Annotated in this window: 18 protein-coding genes and 1 tRNA gene; 8 read left to right on the forward strand and 11 right to left on the reverse strand. The window is 50.2% G+C overall.

Translation table 11 applies throughout. The annotated features are described in order from the left end of the window. Positions 1-35: 35 nt before the first annotated feature. Positions 36-111, reverse strand: a tRNA-Ile gene (locus D0T92_RS04185). A gap of 155 nt (positions 112-266) precedes the next feature. Between D0T92_RS04185 and ubiD the strand changes: the two genes are divergently transcribed. Both ubiD and D0T92_RS04195 read left to right on the forward strand, forming a co-directional pair. After that, positions 267-1,745, forward strand: a complete 1,479-nt coding sequence (gene ubiD / locus D0T92_RS04190; RefSeq protein ID WP_151050507.1) for a 4-hydroxy-3-polyprenylbenzoate decarboxylase — start codon at positions 267-269, stop codon at positions 1,743-1,745. A gap of 118 nt (positions 1,746-1,863) precedes the next feature. Beyond that, a complete protein-coding gene (locus D0T92_RS04195) occupies positions 1,864-2,973 on the forward strand; it encodes an endonuclease/exonuclease/phosphatase family protein (RefSeq protein WP_151050509.1) in 1,110 nt (369 codons plus the stop codon). A 76-nt stretch (positions 2,974-3,049) separates the two neighbouring features. Here the strand turns inward: D0T92_RS04195 and D0T92_RS04200 are convergent, their stop codons facing one another. Beyond that, a complete protein-coding gene (locus tag D0T92_RS04200) occupies positions 3,050-5,446 on the reverse strand; it encodes a DNA translocase FtsK (protein ID WP_151050511.1) in 2,397 nt (798 codons plus the stop codon). Between the two features lie 285 nt (positions 5,447-5,731). Between D0T92_RS04200 and D0T92_RS04205 the strand changes: the two genes are divergently transcribed. Both D0T92_RS04205 and D0T92_RS11350 read left to right on the forward strand, forming a co-directional pair. After that, positions 5,732-6,295, forward strand: coding sequence for a hypothetical protein (locus tag D0T92_RS04205; protein WP_151050513.1), 564 nt, complete (start codon positions 5,732-5,734; stop codon positions 6,293-6,295). A gap of 48 nt (positions 6,296-6,343) precedes the next feature. Next, on the forward strand, positions 6,344-6,514 hold the full coding sequence (locus tag D0T92_RS11350; RefSeq protein WP_191963668.1) for a hypothetical protein: 171 nt from the start codon (positions 6,344-6,346) through the stop codon (positions 6,512-6,514). A 67-nt stretch (positions 6,515-6,581) separates the two neighbouring features. On the opposite strand, the gene D0T92_RS04210 is transcribed toward D0T92_RS11350, so the two are convergent. From D0T92_RS04210 to D0T92_RS04235, 6 genes are all read right to left on the reverse strand, one after another. Continuing rightward, entirely contained in the window at positions 6,582-7,085 is a 504-nt protein-coding gene (locus tag D0T92_RS04210) for a DUF302 domain-containing protein (protein ID WP_151050515.1), read from the reverse strand. 238 nt (positions 7,086-7,323) lie between these two features. Continuing rightward, the gene (locus tag D0T92_RS04215; RefSeq protein WP_151050518.1) at positions 7,324-9,108 is read right to left on the reverse strand and encodes a M48 family metalloprotease; all 1,785 of its coding nucleotides are present in this window, start codon (positions 9,106-9,108) and stop codon (positions 7,324-7,326) included. 11 nt (positions 9,109-9,119) lie between these two features. After that, complete coding sequence (locus D0T92_RS04220; RefSeq protein WP_151050520.1) at positions 9,120-9,716, reverse strand: LemA family protein; 597 nt, start codon at positions 9,714-9,716, stop codon at positions 9,120-9,122. 162 nt (positions 9,717-9,878) lie between these two features. Further along, positions 9,879-11,054, reverse strand: a complete 1,176-nt coding sequence (gene hemW, locus D0T92_RS04225; protein ID WP_151050522.1) for a radical SAM family heme chaperone HemW — start codon at positions 11,052-11,054, stop codon at positions 9,879-9,881. Between the two features lie 116 nt (positions 11,055-11,170). Further along, on the reverse strand, positions 11,171-11,785 hold the full coding sequence (gene rdgB, locus D0T92_RS04230) for an RdgB/HAM1 family non-canonical purine NTP pyrophosphatase (RefSeq protein WP_151050524.1): 615 nt from the start codon (positions 11,783-11,785) through the stop codon (positions 11,171-11,173). Positions 11,786-11,798: 13 nt separating this feature from the next. Then, the gene (locus D0T92_RS04235; RefSeq protein ID WP_151050526.1) at positions 11,799-12,032 is read right to left on the reverse strand and encodes an NGO_0222 family membrane protein; all 234 of its coding nucleotides are present in this window, start codon (positions 12,030-12,032) and stop codon (positions 11,799-11,801) included. Positions 12,033-12,225: 193 nt separating this feature from the next. Between D0T92_RS04235 and rnhA the strand changes: the two genes are divergently transcribed. Then, entirely contained in the window at positions 12,226-12,663 is a 438-nt protein-coding gene (rnhA, locus tag D0T92_RS04240; protein WP_151050528.1) for a ribonuclease HI, read from the forward strand. An 87-nt stretch (positions 12,664-12,750) separates the two neighbouring features. Next, positions 12,751-14,223, forward strand: coding sequence for a protein adenylyltransferase SelO (locus D0T92_RS04245; RefSeq protein ID WP_151050530.1), 1,473 nt, complete (start codon positions 12,751-12,753; stop codon positions 14,221-14,223). A gap of 79 nt (positions 14,224-14,302) precedes the next feature. Here D0T92_RS04245 and D0T92_RS04250 read toward each other — a convergent pair whose 3' ends face one another. Continuing rightward, positions 14,303-15,130 carry an SDR family oxidoreductase gene (locus D0T92_RS04250; RefSeq protein WP_151050532.1) on the reverse strand — a complete coding sequence of 276 codons (828 nt, stop codon included), beginning with the start codon at positions 15,128-15,130 and terminating at the stop codon, positions 14,303-14,305. Between the two features lie 172 nt (positions 15,131-15,302). Here D0T92_RS04250 and D0T92_RS04255 point away from each other — a divergent pair, with 172 nt between their 5' ends. Then, a complete protein-coding gene (locus tag D0T92_RS04255; protein ID WP_151050534.1) occupies positions 15,303-15,758 on the forward strand; it encodes a c-type cytochrome in 456 nt (151 codons plus the stop codon). A gap of 234 nt (positions 15,759-15,992) precedes the next feature. Continuing rightward, entirely contained in the window at positions 15,993-17,771 is a 1,779-nt protein-coding gene (locus D0T92_RS04260; protein ID WP_151050536.1) for a monovalent cation:proton antiporter-2 (CPA2) family protein, read from the forward strand. A gap of 92 nt (positions 17,772-17,863) precedes the next feature. On the opposite strand, the gene glnE is transcribed toward D0T92_RS04260, so the two are convergent. Beyond that, complete coding sequence (gene glnE / locus D0T92_RS04265) at positions 17,864-20,557, reverse strand: bifunctional [glutamate--ammonia ligase]-adenylyl-L-tyrosine phosphorylase/[glutamate--ammonia-ligase] adenylyltransferase (RefSeq protein ID WP_151050538.1); 2,694 nt, start codon at positions 20,555-20,557, stop codon at positions 17,864-17,866. 119 nt (positions 20,558-20,676) lie between these two features. Beyond that, positions 20,677-21,219 (reverse strand): isochorismatase family protein, encoded by a 543-nt coding sequence (locus tag D0T92_RS04270; protein WP_404821668.1) that lies wholly within the window; start codon positions 21,217-21,219, stop codon positions 20,677-20,679. Positions 21,220-21,265: the final 46 nt, after the last annotated feature.

Here is a 21,265-nt window from a genome sequence, read left to right on the forward strand (position 1 = left end):
AATAAGCCCTTGCTGATGCAAAGGCTTGATATCTTTGGTGGGTCCGGTGGGGATCGAACCCACGACCAAGGGATTATGAGTCCCCTGCTCTAACCCCTGAGCTACAGACCCGGGTCGAGAAAGGTTGCTATTGTAGCATAATTTATTACTTGGGCAAGTGGTTACAAACAGATAAGCAGACAGTACGTCGGGGGTGGGGTTTGTTATAATTCAGCCTTTATGATTTTTGTCTGAGTAACTTTTCAGACGGCCTTGAAAGCAACCCTATGAAATACAATGATTTGAGGGATTTTGTTCAAAAGTTGGAGCAGGAAAATAAGCTGAAACGCATCAGCCTGCCTGTTTCCCCCTATTTGGAAATGACGGAAATTGCCGACCGTGTTTTGCGTAACGAAGGGCCGGCATTGTGGTTTGAAAATCCGGTTCGGCAAGATGGTTCGCGCTATGCGTTTCCCGTGTTGGCCAATTTGTTTGGCACGCCTGAGCGGGTGGCGATGGGCATGGGGGCGGACAGTGTGGAAAAATTGCGTGAAATCGGCCGCACTTTAGCGTATTTGAAAGAGCCGGAACCGCCCAAAGGCATTAAAGACGCCTTTTCCAAACTGCCGTTGCTGAAAGATATTTGGAGCATGGCGCCGCATGTGGTGAAAAAAGCGCCGTGTCAGGAAATTGTTTGGGAGGGTGATGAGGTGGATTTAAACCGCCTGCCTATCCAACATTGCTGGCCGGAAGATATTGCGCCGTTGGTAACATGGGGGTTGACCGTTACCCGCGGGCCGCATAAGAAACGCCAGAATCTCGGTATTTACCGCCAGCAGCTTATCGGTAAAAACAAACTGATTATGCGCTGGTTGGCGCATCGGGGCGGGGCATTGGATTTTCAGGCACATAAAAAGCTTTATCCCGATACACCGTATCCGGTAGCGGTGGTTTTAGGGTGTGACCCGGCAACGATTCTCGGCGCGGTGACTCCCGTGCCGGATACGCTGAGTGAATATCAGTTTGCCGGCTTGTTGCGCGGTTCGCGGACGGAATTGGTGAAATGTATCGGCAATGATTTACAGGTGCCCGCGCGGGCGGAAATCGTATTGGAAGGGGTGATTCATCCCGATGAAACTGCGCTGGAAGGCCCGTATGGCGACCATACCGGCTATTACAACGAGCAGGATTATTTCCCCGTGTTTACCGTCGAGCGGATAACCATGCGCGAAAATCCGGTATATCACAGCACCTATACCGGCAAACCGCCCGATGAGCCTGCGGTTTTGGGCGTGGCATTAAACGAAGTGTTTGTACCGCTATTGCAAAAGCAGTTTCCTGAGATTGTCGATTTTTATTTGCCGCCGGAAGGCTGTTCTTACCGTATGGCGGTGGTGAGTATTAAAAAACAATATGCCGGCCATGCGAAAAGGGTGATGATGGGTTGTTGGTCGTTCCTGCGTCAGTTTATGTACACCAAATTTATTGTGGTGGTCGATGATGATGTGGACTGCCGTGATTGGAAAGAAGTGATTTGGGCGATTACCACCCGTATGGATCCGGTACGCGATGCGGTGATGGTGGAAAATACGCCGATTGACTATCTGGACTTTGCCAGCCCGGTGAGCGGGTTGGGCGGTAAAATGGGCTTGGATGCCACCAATAAATGGCCAGGGGAAACCCTGCGCGAATGGGGTAGAGTGATTGAACACGATGCAGCTACCATAGCAAAAGTTGATGCGATGTGGCAGTCGTTGGGTTTGTAAGTGATAGATAAGGCCGTCTGAAAGATATGTTTCAGACGGCCTTATTGGTTGTAAATGCGGTTGCGATAGGGCGGGGCATTCGATAATATCCATTATTAGAAAATATCAGGTATTGATTATGTTTGGACTTTCGCCAACCGATTGGCTGTTGATGATTTTGTTGTGGTTGCCGATATTGGCAACCTTGCTACCGCTGATTAACCATGATCATTGGGTTTTCAGGGTTTTCGATTTTCCGCGTTTGCAGATTGCCGCGGCGAGTTTGTTGTGTGTGGTGTTGAATTATCTCTGGCAACAGAATGAGCACCCGTTATTTACCTTTTTTGAAATCGTTAATTTTGCTTGTTTTATTTACCAGCTGAAAGAAATTTCTGCTTATACGCGTTTGAATAAAACCGAAGTATTGCAATATTCCGGCGAAGATAACGAACGTACCCTTTCCCTGATTACTTCCAATGTGTTAACACCCAACCGCCGTTCCGATTTATTGTTGGCAACGGTAAGAAAATATCAGCCTGATATTGTGCTGACTCTGGAAAGTGATAAATGGTGGGAAGAGCAGCTTGCGCCGTTGGAACACGAGCTGGCATATGAATACACCGTGAAAATCCCCTTGGATAATCTTTACGGTATGCATTTATATAGCCGCCTGCAGTTACGAAATGTTGAAGTCCGGCATTGGGTGGCGGAAGATATTCCGTCTATTACGGCAGAATTGCAATTGAGATCGGGCGAATGGATACGCATTTATTGCCTGCATCCCATGCCGCCGAGTCCTACCGAAGCAGATACTTCTACCGACCGCGATGCTGAGCTGTTGCTGGTAGGTAGGGAAATCGAAAAAAACAACCATTCTGTGCTGGTGTTTGGTGATTTAAATGACGTGGCATGGTCGCGGACTTCGCGCTTATTTCAACAAATCAGCGGGTTGCTTGACCCGCGTAAAGGCAGAGGCTTATACAGCACTTTCCATGCCAAATACCCGTTTTTGCGCTGGCCGCTTGATCATATTTTCCATAGTAGCGACTTTATGATGAGTGAAATTAAGGTGTTGCCGACTATTGGTTCCGACCATTTCCCGGTTTACGGTAAATTCCAATTTATGCCTGCCGCTGAAATTGTTCAGGAAAAAGAAGAAGCGGATAAAGAGGAAAAAGAAGAAGCCAAAGAAAAAATAGCCGAAGCAGAACCCCTTAAAGAGGTAGTTAGAGAAAAATATACCGAATAAAGAGTTAGATTTGTCTATATAACACAGGCCGTCTGAAAGATATGTTTCAGACGGCCTGTGTTATATTGTGGTTGATTTATAAATTATCTTTTTGTGCCAATATTTTACGGCTGCCGCCAACATCGGCGGGGGAAACCACGCCGGCATCTTCCAACGCCTGCATCAGATTGGCGGCACGGTTATAGCCTATGCGTAATTGGCGTTGTAATGAAGAAATAGAGGTTTTGCGGGTTTCCAATACAAAAGAAACGGCTTGATCGAAAAGTTCATCGCTATTGGCATTGGGGTTAACAATATTGGTGGTTTCCAATGCCGCTTCGCCGCTGAGCAATCCTTCAACATAATCGGTCGGCGCTTGCCGTTTCACATGGGCGACAATATGGTGGACTTCGTCGTCAGACACAAACGCGCCTTGTAAACGGGTCGGTTCGGCATTGCCCGGCTGTAAGAATAGCGAATCGCCATATTTCAGCAATTCATCTGCGCCCATTTGGTCGAGAATGGTGCGGCTGTCGATTTTGCTTTGTACGGTAAAGGCCATGCGTGTGGGGATATTGGCTTTAATCAGACCGGTAATCACGTCGACGCTGGGGCGTTGGGTCGCCACAATCATGTGGATGCCTGCCGCCCGTGCTTTTTGTGCCAAACGTGCGATTTGTTGTTCGACCGATTTGCGCTCCGTCATCATCAGGTCGGCCAATTCATCAATCACCACCACAATCATCGGCAGCGTTTCCAACGGTTCGGGGTCGTCCGGATTCAGGCTGAACGGGTTGAGCAGCGGTTTGCCCGATTCTTTGGCGGCCACAACTTTTTTATTAAAGCCGTCAATATTGCGTACACCGGCGTGAGACAATAAACGGTAACGTTTTTCCATTTCGGCTACACACCAGTTCAAGGCCTGCCCAGCTTCACGCATATCGGTTACCACGGGGCAGAGTAGGTGCGGAATACCGTCGTAAACACTTAATTCCAACATTTTGGGGTCGATCATAATAAAGCGGACTTCTTCAGGGGTCGCTTTAAACAGAATCGATAAAATCATCGCGTTGACACCGACCGATTTACCCGAACCGGTCATACCGCCTACTAATAGATGCGGCATTTTTGCCAAATCACCGACCACAGGAATACCGGCAATATCTTTACCCAAGGCAACGGTAAGCTTGGATTTTGCATCGGTAAACACCGAGGACGATAGGATTTCACTCAGCATGACATCTTGGCGGCGCTCGTTGGGCAACTCGATACCCATGGTGTTTTTACCGGCAATGGTTTCGACAATGCGCACGGCCTGTAACGACATCGAACGGGCGAGGTCTTTAGAAAGATTGACAATCTGGCTGCCTTTAACGCCTTGTGCCGGTTCGATTTCAAAGCGGGTAATCACCGGCCCCGAAGTAGCGGAAACCACTTGCACCCCGATGCCGAATTCTGCCAACTTGGCTTCGATACGCTCGGCGGTTTGTTGGAGTTTTTCCGGATTGACAACCGGCGGCTCGCCCTGCGGCAGGCGCAGTAGATGAAGCGAAGGCTTGATATATTCGCCGGTGTGGTGCTGTTCGACCGCATCGCCTTTTTCATCGAATAAGGCCGGTTGAACAGGAGAAGGCGGAGCAACCGATACGGCTACGGCTTTGCGGTTGCTGGAACTGCCCGCCAGTTGTTCGACAGGCTCGGCGGTAATATTTTTCGCTTCGCGCACCATACGGCGGGTGGTTTTTGGGTCGGGCAGGTCTCGAACGTATTTATCTTCTTTACGCATAAGCTTGAGCCACAACCATTCCATTTTGGCACCGGTTTTTTCCAATACATCCAGCCATGAGACTTGTGCCAACAGGGATAAAGCCAGTAAGAGAATCACTAGCATAATCAGCAGGCTGCCGGATGTGCCTAACAGCCAAGTCAGCCCGGAAGCGGTAAATGAGCCGACTAAACCGCCTGCGCCGACAGGTAGGGCGTCTGCCAATTCGGATTGGAAAGAAAAAACTTCCAAAACCGGGCTGCACAATAATAAGACGGCCAAAGCGGCAGCAGCAATTTTATAGTTATACGGTTTGCTTTCGGGCGTTTGCAACGGGCGGAAATTGCGGTAAAGCAGAATGCAGGCGGCGACAATCCACCACCAAAACGACAGGCCGAATAAATAATAGCCGACATCGGAGAAATACGCGCCAAAGAGGCCGCCGAGATTGTGTACTTCATCGGAGAGCGGCACGCTGCGCGACCATGCGGGGTCGTCCATCGTGAAGCTGGCTAAACACAAGGCGGCATAAACGGTCACCAGCAGGCCGAACAACCATAAGGTATCGTTGATCAGATTGATAACGTGTTGCGGGCGTTTGCGTTTGACTGCATTCGGAACCACACCTTTCGGCTTGCGTACCGGTTTGGTTTCAGACGGCTTGTTTTTTACGCCGGATTGGGTTTTTGCAGTAGGTTTGGTGGTTTTTTTCGGAGATTTGGTAGCCATAAACAATCATATAAGAGGCCGTCTGAAAATGAGACGGTAACAAGCGGGTTGGCCGATAGGGCATAAGTTTTTACAGAGTAATCAGATGGAATGACTTAAACAACATCGGCGGCGTCAAAATGGTGAAATTATACAATATTATGCCGTTTCAGGTAGAACAGTGCTTGAAAGGTGTTTTCAATATTATCAACGGTGGCCATTGTAGCCTTGTGCTAGGTATAGTTATAGTATTCGGCATGAAATAAAAATAATGCAACGGAGGTGGATGGAATCGAGGAGTTGGTTATGAATACACAATGGGATAGATTATTCGGCAGTATATTCGCCATGGCGACGATAGTTATTGTGTGCTACTTTTTTATCAGCGATGAGTTCTTTGAATGGGTATTTGCACGGCACCATAACGTTCTTAGCTGGTATATTCGACCGTTGTTTATCATTCTAATTGTGATTGGTGCGTATAAAAAATCATTTACTATTATTTTTGCGTCAATCTTTGCATTGTTCACAAGCATGTTTTGGTTTCCAATACCAAGCGATGTTGATGCGGATGTTGTAGGGTTTTTGAATTTTGAAAAGAACTATCTAGTGAGTGGTTGGTCGGTCGATAAACTTTTTGTCGCCGGCGCAGTTGTGCTGTTTTTTGTCGGTTTGATTTATGCGGCTTGGCAAAGAAAATGGAAATTTCTGATAATTGTGATTGCCGGAAGTGCGGTACTAAAAGTCTTTCATAGTGTTCTATTTAGCGGTGAGAGCGGATTTTCTATTGTAAAACCGGCATTATTGGGTGTTGTGGTGTGCATCGTGTCGATTATTTTGTTTGTACATAGCAAAAAGACAAAAAAATAAAGCATAGTAGCTTAAAAATGAATAGTGTGTAGCTGGTATGGTAAAAGCATGAATACCAAGCTACAGGCTAAACTAAAATACTGCCCATTAAGCCGGGCGGTATTCCATAAGTCAAAATCGGGTACGCCTGTATTTTTTAAAAGCCGCAGCCGTGATAGTAAATTAATGGGTTTGGCGGCAATACCGAAAGTATCCATCCCTTTATTTCAGACGGCCTGATTATAAAGGGATGGTGTGGTTGAGCTCAAACCGTTATTCGGTTTGGTTTTTTCAATGTGTACAGTATTTATTGGGTTACGGTTTGAACAATCAGTTTTTCTGCATTGGCCAGAGTGTTTTCAACGTCATTAAACTGAATACGCGTACCTTGAATCAGGGCGCGTGTGTTATGGAAAACCACTTGAACCGTGCCGTTGTTTTCAGTCACCAAAACGCGCAAAGGCAGGCGGATGGCGAACTCGGGGTCTTTCACCATCAGCGGCGTGCCTGCTTTAGGGTTGCCAAAAATAATCACTTTGGCAGGTTGCATGTTTAAACCGTTGGCACGGGCGGCTGCATGATGATCAATTACCGTAAAAATAGTCATCCCTTTGGCTTTGATGGTATTTTCAAGGCGGGAAACCGTATCATCAAAACTGTATTTGCTGGTTACCGTATGGGTAAACTGCATAGCTTGCTGATGATGGGGATGGTCAGGCATATTACGGTGTCCTCTCCAATGGGATGTTTGTGCACAAGCCGACAAAGTAGCGGCAACCAATAGAATACAAGCAGGCTTTAGGTATTTCATAATGTCATTCCTTTTATCAGGTAGATAATCTTTTCAAGCTCGATTTATCGGGTAAACAAGATAATAGTATTATGAATAGATTATGCCTGATAAAGTTTGAATCGGATAGAAAATAGAAATACGTGATTAAATAAAAAAGGGTTAAATACGTTGTTATTTACCCCTTTTTATTTTTCAGACGGCCTAAAAGTTTGTAGCGGTACGTATATTTTAACGGTTTGATTTCGACGATAAGCCGTTATGTTCTGCCATATAAGGCAACAACGTTTTCAGCGGCTTCTGCCCAGTCGGAGTTGCCGCCGGCAGCCAGTATCAGGCGGCATTTGGCGAGAAGCTCGGTGCGTTTGTGTTCAGGGTAGGTTTGGAGCGTGTGCAGTATTTGCGGCAAGCCTTTGATGCCTAATGTATTCAGACGGCCTGCTTCACCTGTCCATTGTGCCAGTGCGGCGAGAATGGTTTGGCTGTTATGTTCTTGGGTTTCTTGTGGGTTGGATTCCGGCTCGGCAAACCATTTCAGCCATGCGGCGGTTTCCAGCCACAATAAGGCGGCGGGGGCGTCTAAGCCGTTTAGACCGGCAAAGTGGCTTAATTCATTTTGCAGGCTTTGTTGTTCTTCGGGCGGCAGGGCGGCGACGGAGGGTAACAGGTGCATTAGCAGCGGGCGGTGTAGCGGTTGCGGCAGCGGGTGTTGTTGCAGGCGCTGATAAAAAGCGGTGCGCAATGGAAACCTTGTTGACCAAATGTGTTCGGTTTCGGCCAATGCGGTGGGGGTGAGTAGTGCGGATAGGGTAATGGTAAGCCGCTCGCTGTCGCCTTCGGCACTCAGCCAGTGTTTGGGGTTGAACTGTAGCAGTTGCGCCTTATCGGTTTCCGCATGGGTATCAAACCGACGGATATTTTCTGCTAATAACCTGCCTTGGTGTTCGTTGGGGTGGGTTTGTTCGGCCATATCGGAATATCCGTTTTGGTTTGAAAAGGAAAAAGTGGAATAGGGAAGATACACAAAATCTGCCCGGTTTTCTTTGGCTTTGCGTATTTTATGGCGCCAACGGCGTGCATGAGAAGGGCTGAGCCGTTGTATGCGTTCGTAAATATCGGGATGGGTGGCGGCGAGGCGGTCGAAGATATCGGCTTTATCCAATCCGGCAAACATAAAATGAGCGTATTCCGACGCATGCGGCGAGTTCAATCTGTGGGTGGGCGCAACAGCCACTTTACACAATGCGGAAGCCAATCCTTCGCTGTGGCGGGTGAATTGAACTGCCGATGCATCGGCTAAAAATTCACGCTGACGGCTGATGGCTGCCTGTATCCAACCGGCAACCAGCGAGCCGGTAAAGCCGAGAACAAGTAAAAAGCCGCCCAGTATCATGGTAAGCAGGTTGCGGCGGAATATCAGAAAATCGACGTTGATAAAGAAACGCCCCAAGCTGCTCAGCATCTGTAGGCCGTATAACCCGCCGCAAAGCTGCATATTGCGGCGCATATCACCATTGAGGATATGGCTGAATTCGTGGGCGATAACGCCTTGCAACTCGCTGCGGTTGAAAGCGTCGACTGCGCCGCGTGTAATCCCGATAACGGCATCGCGCTGATCCATTCCGGCGGCAAACGCATTGAGCGACATATCGGGCAAGATATAGACGCGGGGAATATGCATACCGGAGGCAATCGCTATTTCTTCGACCACATTTAACAGCCTGCGTTCCGATAAACGGGCTTGTTTGCGTGAAACCTGCTTGCCGCCTAATGCCGTTGCCACGACATGGCCGCCGTGTGACAGTTGGCGCAGGCGTATCCATGCGGCAACAGCTACCATTGCTAAAATAATGATAAAAACAACCTTAAAAACGGTTGGGTGCATAGCAATGCTGACACCGTCATGAATCTCAAGATAAAGCGATGTGAGTAAAGCGGTAATGGCAGCAGTAATGCCGGCTATGGCGACTACGGCGAATAGATACAGCCATAACAGGCCGCTGCTGAGGCGCAGGGCATATTTTTGATATTGGCGAAAATGCATGAGCCGGCCGCTTATCGGTTCAGATCGATTTTGGGGGCGTGGCGGATAATGGCATGGTCGTCGAACTGCAACATAGCTGCATTGCTTTTATGCCCGAAAAAATCTGCCAGCAGCGAAGCGGGAAAGGTTTCTCGTGCATTGTTGTAGGCCAGCACGGCGTCGTTATAGGCCTGACGGGCGAACGCTACACGGCTTTCGGCACCGGCCAGTTCTTCACTTAATGATTGAACGGCTCTATCGGCCTGCAATTCCGGATAAGCTTCTACAACCACGCTCAAATGGCGCAATGCCGAGCTGAGTTGGTGTTCGCCTTCGGCCAATTGTGCGATTTCTGTGTTGACATCGGGGCGGGCAACAGCAGCAGCAAGGGTGTTGGCAGCATGATTGCGCGCCTGTATGACATTTTCAAGGGTGTGTTGTTCGTGTGTCAGATAAGCTTTGACGGTTTCGACCAAATTGGGAATCAGGTCGTGCCGGCGTTTGAGTTGCACTTGGATTTGTGCAAATGCATTGCGGTATTCGTTTCGGGCGCGTACCAAACGGTTATAAATCACAATCGGTACGGCCACGCATATCACGATAACAACCAAAATCAGTAAACTACCCATTATGAAAGCCCCTTGTTTGTGTGAAATTATGCAGGATGAAAATTTGATTTTAGCATAAAGAATATTGGGGAAAGGGGGCGCTTTTGCCGAACGGCATCATAATTTTACGATAGGGTTACAGGGTGTGGCGGTTATACGTCATAGCCATGGCGTACGGCTGTTTTATAAAAAACATTGCAATAAATCATTTAAAAAGCGCCTGCCCAATTCAGACGGCCTGAAATAATGCGGATCGGTATCCAGTAGGCCGCGTTGTTGTGCGGTTTGAATATCGGCGGCAATGCGGGCGGCGGGGATGCCGGTGCGTTCGGGCAGCCATTCGGCGGGCACGCCGTCGGTAAGGCGCAGTGCGTTCATCATAAATTCAAACGGCAAATCCGACGCGGCAACGGCTTTGCGTTCGATGGCGGAGGCCGGGTTGTTTTGCATGGCGTTGAGATAATCGTTGGGGTGGCGTTTGCGGGTGGTGCGCTCGATATGGGTCGGGTAGGAAATTTTGCCGTGTGCGCCGGCGCCGATGCCGAGATAATCGCCGAATTGCCAGTAGTTTAGGTTGTGTCGGCATTGGTGGCCTGCGCGGGCGAAGGCGGAGGTTTCATAATGTTCGAAACCGGCTGCGTATAAAGCATTGTGTACTGCGTCTTCAATATCTTGGGCGGCTTCGTCTTGCGGCAGGCCTTTGGGCGGGGTGTGGCCGAACGGGGTGTTCGGTTCCATAGTCAGATGATAGGCGCTGATGTGGTTGGCGCCGGTGGCAATGGCGGTTTGGATATCGTTTAAGGCCGTCTGAACGGTTTGGCCGGGTAGGGCGTACATTATATCAACGTTCACCCTGTCGAAAATATTCAGCGCATATTCGATGGCGGATAAGGCTTCGCGGTGGTCGTGAATACGGCCTAGGCTTTTGAGGGCGTTGTCGTTAAAACTTTGCACGCCGATGGAAAGCCGTGTGATACCGGCTTCTTTAAACCCTTGGAATTTTTCTTTTTCGAAGGTGCCGGGGTTGGCTTCCATGGTGATTTCGGCTTGCGGCTGTAAGCGGACAAGCGAACGGATGCCGCCGAGCAGGCGGTCTATCGAGGCCGCCTGAAACAGGCTGGGGGTGCCGCCGCCGATAAAAATGGTTTCTACCGGTCTGCCCCAGATATTCGGCAGCTCGGTTTGCAGGTCGGTGAGCAGTGCGTCGATGTAGGCCTGTTCGGCAAGATCCGTTTTGGCCTGATGCGAATTGAAATCGCAATAAGGGCATTTGCGCACGCACCACGGAATATGGATATAAAGCGACAGCGGGGGCAGGGCGGTTAGGTGGCCGGGTTGCGAAAAATGAATGGTTTGCATAAGTTTGGTCGGTGTGTGGCGGCAGGTGGTTCGGTTTTTTAATCATGCCGTATGCTGTCGCTGTATGTGTTGGTTGGCCGCCTGTTTGGCTATTCAGACGGCCTTTAAGATGGTTTTTAATATGGTGGGTTTTGCGGATAAAGCAAGCCGATTTTTTGCTTGAGTTCGGTTAGAGCCAAGCCGCGGTGGCTGATACGGTTTTTGGTTTCGGGATCTAATTGGGCGGCGGTGCAACCCAATTCGGGGATATAAAAGTGCGGGTCGTAACCGAAGCCGTTTTCTCCGGCCGCTTCGGCCTGCCATGTGCCGTGCCAGATGCCTTCGGCAATAATCGGCTGCGGGTCGTTTTCATGGCGTACCAACACCAGCACGCAAACATAATAACAGCGTTGGTCGGCTTTTCCGGCCAGTTCGGCGGAAAGTTTGGCATTGTTGGCCGCATCGGATTTAGGGTTGCTTCCGGCAAAACGTGCCGAATAAATACCGGGTGCGCCGCCCAAGGCGGGGGCGCAGATGCCGCTGTCGTCGGCCAAGGCGGGCTTGCCGCTGTGTTTGCTGGCGTGGCGCGCTTTGGCAATCGCATTTTCGATAAAAGTGGGGTGCGGCTCGGGGCATTCGGGTACGTTGAATGCGGATTGCGGCAAGACTTCGATATCGTGTGCGGCAAACCAGCGGGTAAACTCTTTCAGTTTGCCGGCATTGCCGCTGGCTAATACGATTTGTTTGAGCATGGGGTATCCTGTTTTACGGTGTTTCTTCGGCCGCGGCCGCTTTGGCGGCTTTTTCAAGTGCGGTTTGGCGGATGTAGAGCGCGAGGCAGGCAACTTGTCCGAATACGGCACCAAAAGCAAACAAAAAGCTGGCAATGGCAAACTGTTTGCTGCCGATGTGGAGCAGCCAACTGCCCAACAGCACCAGCGCCATAAATAATAGGGTAAAAAAGGCAATGCCGAGCAGGAAGATTTTGCGGGCGTTCATATCGGGCGGTAGGAAAAAGAAAGGCGGTCATTATAACAAATTCCCTGCCGTGCCGGATATGAAAACCGATGTTGTCCTACTGATAAACGATATCAATAGGGTGTCGGGCGGATAGTGTATTCGAGGCCGTCTGAAAAAAGATTCAGACGGCCTTGTGGTATGATGCGCTCTCTTTTCAGAAAGCAGGACAGGTATGGAAAAAACCGTTTATCTTTATACCGACGGGGCATGTAAAGGCAATCCGGGTGCGGGCGGCTGGGGCGTGTTGATGCGCTACGGCAGCCATGAAAAAGAACTTTGCGGCGGCGAGCCCGAAACCACAAACAACCGCATGGAATTAACGGCTGTGATTAAGGGCTTGCAGACGTTGAAACGGCGCTGCCGCGTGGAAATCCATACCGATTCGCAATATGTTAAAAACGGCATGGAAAGCTGGATACACGGCTGGAAGAAAAACGGCTGGAAAACCGCTGCCAAAAAGCCGGTGAAGAATGAAGATTTATGGCGGCAGCTAGACGAATTGGTACAAGGGCATGATGTTTCGTGGGTGTGGGTAAAAGGCCATGCCGGACATCGCGATAACGAGCGCGCCGATGAATTGGCCAATCAGGGCGCGGCGCAGTTTGTTTGAGCCGTTTTACATGGCTACTGTATTTCAGACGGCCTGCCCTTATATAAAACAAAATAACACACCACACACATCCATAGGATAAATACTATGTCACACACACTCCCGCTACAACTGCAATCCCTAATGGTATTGCCCGAAAGCTTTTATAGCCGTGTCCGCCCCGAGCCGTTGGGCAAGCCTTATTGGGTGGCGCAAAACCATACGCTGGCGGCGGAAATGGGTTTGAGGCCGTCTGAAATTTTCGATAACCCCGATAATCTGCTTTATCTTTCCGGCAGCGGCAAGAAATACGACCCTGCGCCGATAGCCACGGTTTACAGCGGCCATCAGTTCGGCGTGTATGTGCGCCAGCTGGGCGACGGTCGCGCCATGTTGATTGGCGACTCGGTTGCTGCCGACGGTAAGCGTTGGGAATGGCAGCTCAAAGGGGCGGGTAAAACGCCGTATTCGCGCTTTGCCGACGGTCGCGCCGTATTGCGTTCGAGTATCCGCGAATATTTGTGTTCGGAAGCCATGCATGGTTTGGGTATCCCCACCACCCGAGCGTTGGCACTCACCGGTAGCAACGATGCCGTTTACCGCGAACAGGTGGAAACCGCTGCGGTGGTGACCCGGATTGCCCCGTCGTTTATCCGCTTCGGGCATTTCGAATATATGTATCACACCGGACAGCATCAAAACCTACCCCTGTTGGCCGACTATCTGATAGACCAACATTTCCCTGCATGCCGCGATGCCGAAAATCCTTATCTGGCCTTGTTTCAAGAGATTAGCCGCTGCACGGCGGAATTGGTGGCGGCATGGCAGAGCGTCGGGTTTTGTCATGGCGTGTTGAATACCGACAATATGTCGGCACTGGGGCTGACCATTGATTATGGCCCGTTCGGCTTTTTAGATGCCTACGACCGCCATCATATCTGCAACCATTCCGATACCGGCGGGCGTTATGCTTATAACGAACAGCCTTATGTGGTGCATTGGAACCTGATGCGTTTTGCTTCCTGCCTGTTGCCGATGGTGTCGGAAAGTGAATTGGTGGCCGAATTGGAACGCTTTCCGGAAATGTTTCAGACGGCCTATCTGAACCGGATGCGGGCGAAACTCGGTTTGCAAACCATAGACAAAGACGACGAAGAGTTGGTGGGCGATATGTTTGCTTCCCTGCAAGGCAGAAAAGTGGACTTCACTTTGTTTTTCCGATATTTGAGCGAAGTGAGCAATCAGCATGGTGAGCCGTTGCCGGAACGGCTAACCGCTTTGTTTAATGGGCCGATGGAAGCGTTTACGGCATGGATAGGCTGCTACCGCGGCCGCCTGCGGGCGGAAAACAGCGATCCGGTGGTGCGTGCCGAGCGTATGAATGCGGTGAATCCGTTGTATGTATTGAGAAACTATCTGCTTGAGCAAGCGATTGAGTTGGCGAAAAATGGTGATTTCAGAGAGATTGAACGGTTGCACCGCTGTATGCAAAATCCGTTTGTCGAGCAACAAGAATTTGCCGATTTTGCCGTTTTGCCGCCTGAATGGGCTGGTGGTATTTGTGTGAGTTGTTCGAGCTGATATCGGGTATCAAATAATCTTAAAGGGCCGTCTGAAATAGGTTTTCAGACGGCCTTTGTTTTAAATGCTTCTTCTGCGCTTATTTAAACCATGATTTGATTTTTTGGAATAGCGAAGTGCTTTGTTGTTCGAAATCTTCTTCAACCGGTGCGGGCGGCGGTGCTTCGCGGTGAACCGGCAAAGCACCGAAGCTTTGCGCCACCGGCATGATTTCAATGCTGTTTACATTCACATGGGCGGGGCGTTGGTATAGCCATAAAACCGTGTCGGCAATATCTTGCGGACGGATAAATTCGACATTTTCATACAGCTTGGCCGCCCGTTCGTTGTCGCCTTTGAAGCGCACATTGGAAAACTCGGTATCGCCGCACAAGCCCGGCTCGACATTGCTGACGCGGACATGAGTACCGGCCAAGTCGGCACGCAAGTTTAGGCTGAATTGGCGCACATAAGCTTTGCTGGCGCCGTATACATTGCCGCCGGGATAGGGGTAGGTGCCGGCAATCGAACCGAGATTGATAATGTAGCCGTTTTTGCGTTCGACCATTTGCGGCAGGATTTTATGGGTTAGGTAGGTGAGGCCGACAATATTGGTTTGAATCATGGTGTGCCAATCATCGAAATGGGCTTTATCGGCCATATCCAAACCGAGTGCCAAACCGGCATTGTTAATTAAGCCGTCGATTATATTGAAAGGTTCGGGCAAGTCTTGAAGGGCGTCATCAATGGCTTGGGTGGAAGAAACATCCATATCCAGCGGTAGGAAACGTTCGCCCAATTCTGCTTGCAAGGCTTCGAGTTTTTCTATACGTCGTGCCGCACCAATCACATAATAACCTGCCGCTACAAAACTGCGGCACATTGCTTCGCCAAAACCGGCCGATGCACCGGTAATCAAAACTGCCATGGTTTTCTCCTGATTTCCGAGGCATAAAACTGCCCCGTTTCCTATTAAACAAATACCGACCCGCCGGATTATCCGCAGTATGCGGCTGGTTCCCCTTATAGGTTTCGGGTATGATACTGAGAAACATAAAATAACATTAACCATAATACCATTAGAAAAGGAACACAACATCATGAAAAGCAAAAGCACATTACTTTTGCCGTTGGCGGTTATATTGATTTTGGCAGGTTGCGGTGCGCCCGAACCCGATGTTGCCAAAGGCCCGATTTCGGAAAACCGCACAACAGCTTTTAAATCGATGATGCCCAATTTCAGCAGCATGCGCAAAATGGTTCAGGGCGACGAGCCTTACGATATCGAAAAATTTAAAACTGCTGCTGCGGCGTTTGCCGAAGAAAGCCAAAAGCCGTTTCAATATTTCCAACATGATGAGCAGGGTGATGGTGATGCATTGCCTGTGATATGGGAAAAGCCGGAAGAGTTTAAAGCGGCGGAAGAAAAATTCCATACCGCAGTGGCTGAGCTCAATAATAAAGCTCAAGCTGGTAATCTTGAAGAAATTAAAGTGGCTTATGGTGAGGTAGGAGCGAGTTGTAAAGCTTGCCATGATAGTTTCCGCCGCCCTTAAATGGGATTACAGGGCAGGTATGGTTGTTGATGGATTAACAGGCCGTCTGAACGCATTCAGACGGCCTGTTTGGATAAAGACGGGAAGATGCCGGAAGCTTATCTTGTATGGTTTGGTGTACAAAACTAATTGATTATGCTGCTTGGGCCGCAATCCAGTATGCGGATCAGGCATTCTTTTTTTCTTTGTGATATTTTTTATTGTTACGTCTTACATTTCAAAGGAGTATCGGATATGGCGGCAGAAGGTTCGGATCAGTTGTTGCAAGTGGTCACCCTGCTTGGCGCGGCAGTGGTGGCTGTGCCACTGTTCAAACGTTTGGGGCTGGGTTCGGTGCTGGGCTATTTGGCTGCCGGTTTGGTGATTGGTCCGTTTGGATTGAAATTTTTTAATGATCCCGAATCGGTGATTCACATTGCCGAATTGGGCGTGGTGATGTTTTTGTTTGTTATCGGTTTGGAAATGAAGCCCTCGCATCTGTGGAACCTGCGCCGTCAGATTTTCGGATTGGGCAGTATGCAGGTGGTGCTGGCGGCTTCTATGCTCACGTTTGTGGGCATTACCGTATTGGGTATGCCTTGGCAAGTAGCATTTGTGAGCGCTTCGGGTTTTGTGTTGACTTCTACCGCCGTGGTGATGCAGTTGCTTTCAGAGCGGCACGAGTCGGCCTCGCCGGAAGGGCAGCGCATTGTTTCTATTCTTTTGTTTCAAGATTTATTGATTGTGCCTTTGCTGGCAGCTGTCGCTTTTCTGGCGCCAACGGAAGCCGTCGAACTGGCAGATCAAACGCCTATTTGGATGAAGATTGGCAAATCGGCACTTTCTTTGGGTATTTTGGTGGCGGCCGGATTGTGGTTGCTCAATCCCTTATTCCGGATATTGGCTAAATCCAAAGCGCGTGAAGTGATGACGGCAGCGGCGTTGTTGGTGGTGCTGGGGGCGGCTTTTTTGATGGAAATTGGCGGTTTATCCATGGCGATGGGGGCGTTTATCGCCGGCGTATTGCTTTCCGAATCCAGTTTCCGCCATCAGCTTGAAGCCGATATCGAACCGTTTCGCGGCTTATTATTGGGGTTGTTTTTCCTCGGTGTGGGGATGAGCTTGAACTTGGAAGTGGTTTGGCACAATGCACTAATGGTTATTTCCAGTGTGTTGGCGCTGATGGCGGGTAATGCTTCTATGATTTATTTGGTGGCGCGTTTAACCAAAAGCAAACACCGTGATGCTTTAAACCGTGCCATGATGATGGCGCAGGGCGGTGAGTTTGCTTTTGTGATTTACTCTGCTGCCGCATCACAAGGTGTGATGAGTGCTGCAACGCATGCGAATATGACTGCTATTGTTGTATTGTCTATGGCATTAACGCCGTTGGTATTGATTTTGGGGCAGCGTTTTCTTAAAAACAGCAGCCCAACGGATATGCAGGGTGTGGATGAGGTGCAAGATGAAGAATTACGCGGCAATGTATTGATTATCGGTTTCGGTCGGGTCGGGCAGATTGCCAGCCAGGCACCGATTGCCTACGGTGCTGAAATTTCAATTATCGATATGGATCCTGATGTAATACGCCGTTCTGAACAATACGGCTTTAAAGTTTATTATGGTGACGGTGCTCGTGAAGACGTATTGCATGCCGCAGGCGCACAAAATGCCGATTGTATTTTGATTTGTATTGATAAAATAGAAACCACAACCCGGATTGTTGAAAACGTACGCCGTCTATGCCCTAATGTGAAGACTATTGTCCGCGCTTATGACCGCGAACATGCGTTGGCATTGTTGAAAGCGGAAGCTGATTACTTTATCCGCGAAACATTCGATGCTGCTATCAATATGGGCGAGGCTGCCGTAAAAATTTTGGGTGCAGACGATAGCGAGGTTGAAGAAATCAGTGCCCGTGTCCGCCATTTGGATAGTGAGCGTTTTGCCTTGGAAGCTGCGGGTGATGACTTTGCCGGGCAGGCGTTGTTGCTGGGGAATCAAACTAAAGGTATTGATGTAGAGGGGCAATAAACTCCCTAATATTGCTTGTTATTATGATTAAGGCCGTCTGAAAGCGTTCAGACGGCCATTTTATTTAATGGAATAAAACCTTATTAAAGTTTTCAGACGGCCTCGAAGCGGACTTCTTCGCCGAATACCTGATGCCAAAGTTTTCTAACGCTGTCGTAGTAAGCGAGGACTTCTTCGGTTTCTTCGACTTTCTCGGCGTCGCGCAGTTTGGTGTTGTGCTGTTGTTGGCGGTAGAAGCGGTAGGCGGCGCGGGATTGTTCGGCCAGTTGTTTGTCGATCAGCCCGACATCGGCGGCGATGCTGAGTAGGGCGATATTGCCGTAGTTGTCGAGCAGTTGCGGGTATTGGTGGGCGTGGGCGAGGATAAGGTATTGAACGATAAATTCGACATCGACCACGCCGCCGCGTGCGTATTTGACATCACTGTCTTCGGGCGGATGGGTGGCAAACATTTTTTCGCGCATCTCGGTGATTTCGTGTGCGAGGGCGGTTTGGTTACGGTTGCGGGTGAGAATTTCGCTGCGTAGCTTGTCGAAGGCGGCACCGATTGCGGGGCTGCCGCAGATAAAACGGGCGCGGGTGAGGGATTGGTGTTCCCATGTCCATGCGTTTTCGCGTTGGTATTTTTCAAAGGCGGCAAAGCTGTGGGTGAGAAAGCCGCTGTCGCCGTTGGGACGCAGACGTAGATCGACTTCGTAGAGCTGGCCGGCGTTGGTGGCGGCGGAAAGCCAATTGGTAAGGCGGCGGGCGAAGCTGGCGTAAATTTCGGGAGCGGCGGGGTTGGGATCATCGTAGATATAGACTAAATCAAGGTCGGAGGTGTAGCCCAGTTCTTTGCCGCCGAGTTTGCCATAGCCGATGATGCCGATATTGGGGATGTCGGTATGGGTTTTTGGGGTGTCGGCCCATACGGCAGGTATGGCGGCGGTGAGGATGGTGTCGGCCAGCGCGGAAAGTTCGTCGGAAAGGGCTTCGACTGTCCAAAGCCCGGCCAAGTCTTGTACGGCAAGGCGGAAGATTTGAGCGTGTTGGAAATGGCGCAAAATGTCCATTTGTGCTTCGGTGTCGCCTGCATTGCGCTTGAGGCCGTCTGAAAGCTCGGCGGCCAGTTTCGGCCAGTCGTTGCCGGTTTCCATGAGTTGTGCGCTGAGCAGTTCGTCGAGCAGGGCGGGGTGGCGCACCAGATATTCGGATATCCATGAGCTTTGTCCCATAATGCCGGCAAAGATATCGAGTGCCTGCGGATGCTCGTAGAGGAAGGCGAGGTAGGATGAACGGCGGCTGATGCTTTCTAGGAAACCGAGTAGGCGTTGCAGGGTAACGGTCGGGTTGGGCTGGGTGGCCGCTGCTTGGGCGAGCAGGGGGATAACGGCATCGAAGCAGAGTTGTGCCTGTGCGGAAAGGTGGCGGTATTTGCTGCTTTGCTGAAGCTGGTTGAGCTGGCGCGAAATCAGGGAAGCGTTAAAACCGTGTTCGGCCAGCCGGTTGAAGCGGGCTTCTTCGTCGGTGTTTTGCTGCCAAATACATTGCCAGCCGTTGCTTTGTGAGGTGTTTTGTTCTTCGGGTTCGGATAGGATTTCGTTAAAGACGGCGTTGACTTGGTTGCGGTGTCGGTTGAGGCCGTCTGAAAAGGCTTGGTAGTCGGCAAAGCCCATGCTTTCGGCCAGTAATTGTTGTTGTTCGGGCTGTTCGGGCAGGGTTTGGGTTTGTTGGTCGTCCCAGTATTGCAGGCGGTGTTCGACGTCGCGTAGGAAACGGTAGGCGGTCAGTAGGGTTTCTACGGTGTTGTGGTCGAGGATTTCGAGCGTGTCGAGAACGCGCAGGGTTTCTTGTGTGCCTTTGAGTTGTAGGGCATGGATTTGACCGCCGCGTATCAGTTGGAAAATCTGGGCGATAAATTCGACTTCACGAATGCCGCCGGCACCGAGTTTGATATTGTCGGCCATGCCTTTGCGGTTGACTTCGCTGCGTATCTGGCGGTGTAGCCGGCGCATGCCTTCATAGGCGTTGAAATCGAGGTATTTTCTGAACACGAAAGGGCGTACTAATGCAGCAATGCTGTTGGGGTAGGGGGTAACGACACGGCCTTTGCACCATGCGTAGCGTTCCCATTCCCGTCCTTGTTGGATGAGGTATTGTTCCAGCGCGGTTTCGCTTAATGCCAGTGCGCCGCTGTCGCCGTCGGGGCGTAAGCGCATATCGACGCGGAAGACTTGGCCGTCGGCGGTGATGTCGTTGAGCAGGGTAATCAGCTTTTGGCCGACTTTGGTGAAAAATTCCTGATTGCTGCGTTCGCGCCTGCCGTTGGTGTCGCCGGATTCTGGGTAGATAAAAATCAGGTCGATGTCGGAAGATACGTTTAATTCGTAGCCGCCGGCTTTGCCCATGGCAACCACGCTTAAAAATTGCGGCTCGCCGCTGTTGCGGCCGATTGGGGTGCCGTACATATCTTGATAATAGGCATGGGCGAAGCGTAGGGCGGTATTGATGGCAAAGTCGGCCAATAGGGTGATGGTGCGGGTCACTTCGGCCAAGTCACTGATGCGGTTGATGTCGCGTACGATAATTTGTGCAACGACATAGCGGCGCAGCAGGCGCAATTGGCGGGCGAGTTCTTCTTCGTTTTCATCGGTTTGGATGGCGGCCCAGTCGGCAAAGTTTTCAAAATCCGTTTCGGATAATGCTTTTTCGAGCATCGGGTTCAGTATTTCGGGCTTGAGATTGCCGTTGTCGAGGTGGCGGGCGAGAAAAAGAGAATGGCGGCGGGCGTTTTCAATCGGGTTCATAAGGCATAGGCGTGAAAAGATTCAGACGGCCTATCATAACAATGTTTGCGGCCGTCTGAAAATGAAAGTGGGTGGATACGGCATATTTATCGCGGGCTGCCTGCCTGTGATTTGCCGTTTTATTGAATCAGTTTGGATACGGTTTTGAATACGGGATGTTTAGCGTTACCCAGAAGCTGGAACAGCAGGCTTTCAACATTGGATACCACGACACCGGCGGCCTGCATTTGCTCTAAGGCATTGGCTTTGTTGGCCGGTGCGCGTGATGTGGTGCATTCAAACGGTATATAAACGTTCAGGCCGGCAGAGCGCATATCCAATGCGGTTTGCAGCATACAAACATGGGCTTCGGCACCAATCAGAATCACATTTTCGGCATGGTGTTTTTCCAATGCTTCTTTGATTTCGGGCAGGAAAGCGGAAAACAGGGTTTTTTCAAATATCGGTACACCGTCGAGCAGCAGGCGGATGGCGGGAACGGTATGTCCCAAGCCTTTCGGATATTGTTCCGTAGCCAGCAGCGGGATACCGATGGCCTGTAAACCTTGCAGCAATATCCTGCTGCGTTCGACCATAGTTTCGGCATCGGCCAATACGGGGTTCAGGCGTTCTTGGATATCGATCACGATACAGACGGTGTTGTCTTGATGAAGAGACATCATTTTTTCTCCTTGTTTATTGCTAGAGTATTTCGGTCATTTGTTTTCA

This window comes from Neisseria zalophi (assembly GCF_008807015.1).
GTDB lineage: Bacteria > Pseudomonadota > Gammaproteobacteria > Burkholderiales > Neisseriaceae > Neisseria > Neisseria zalophi.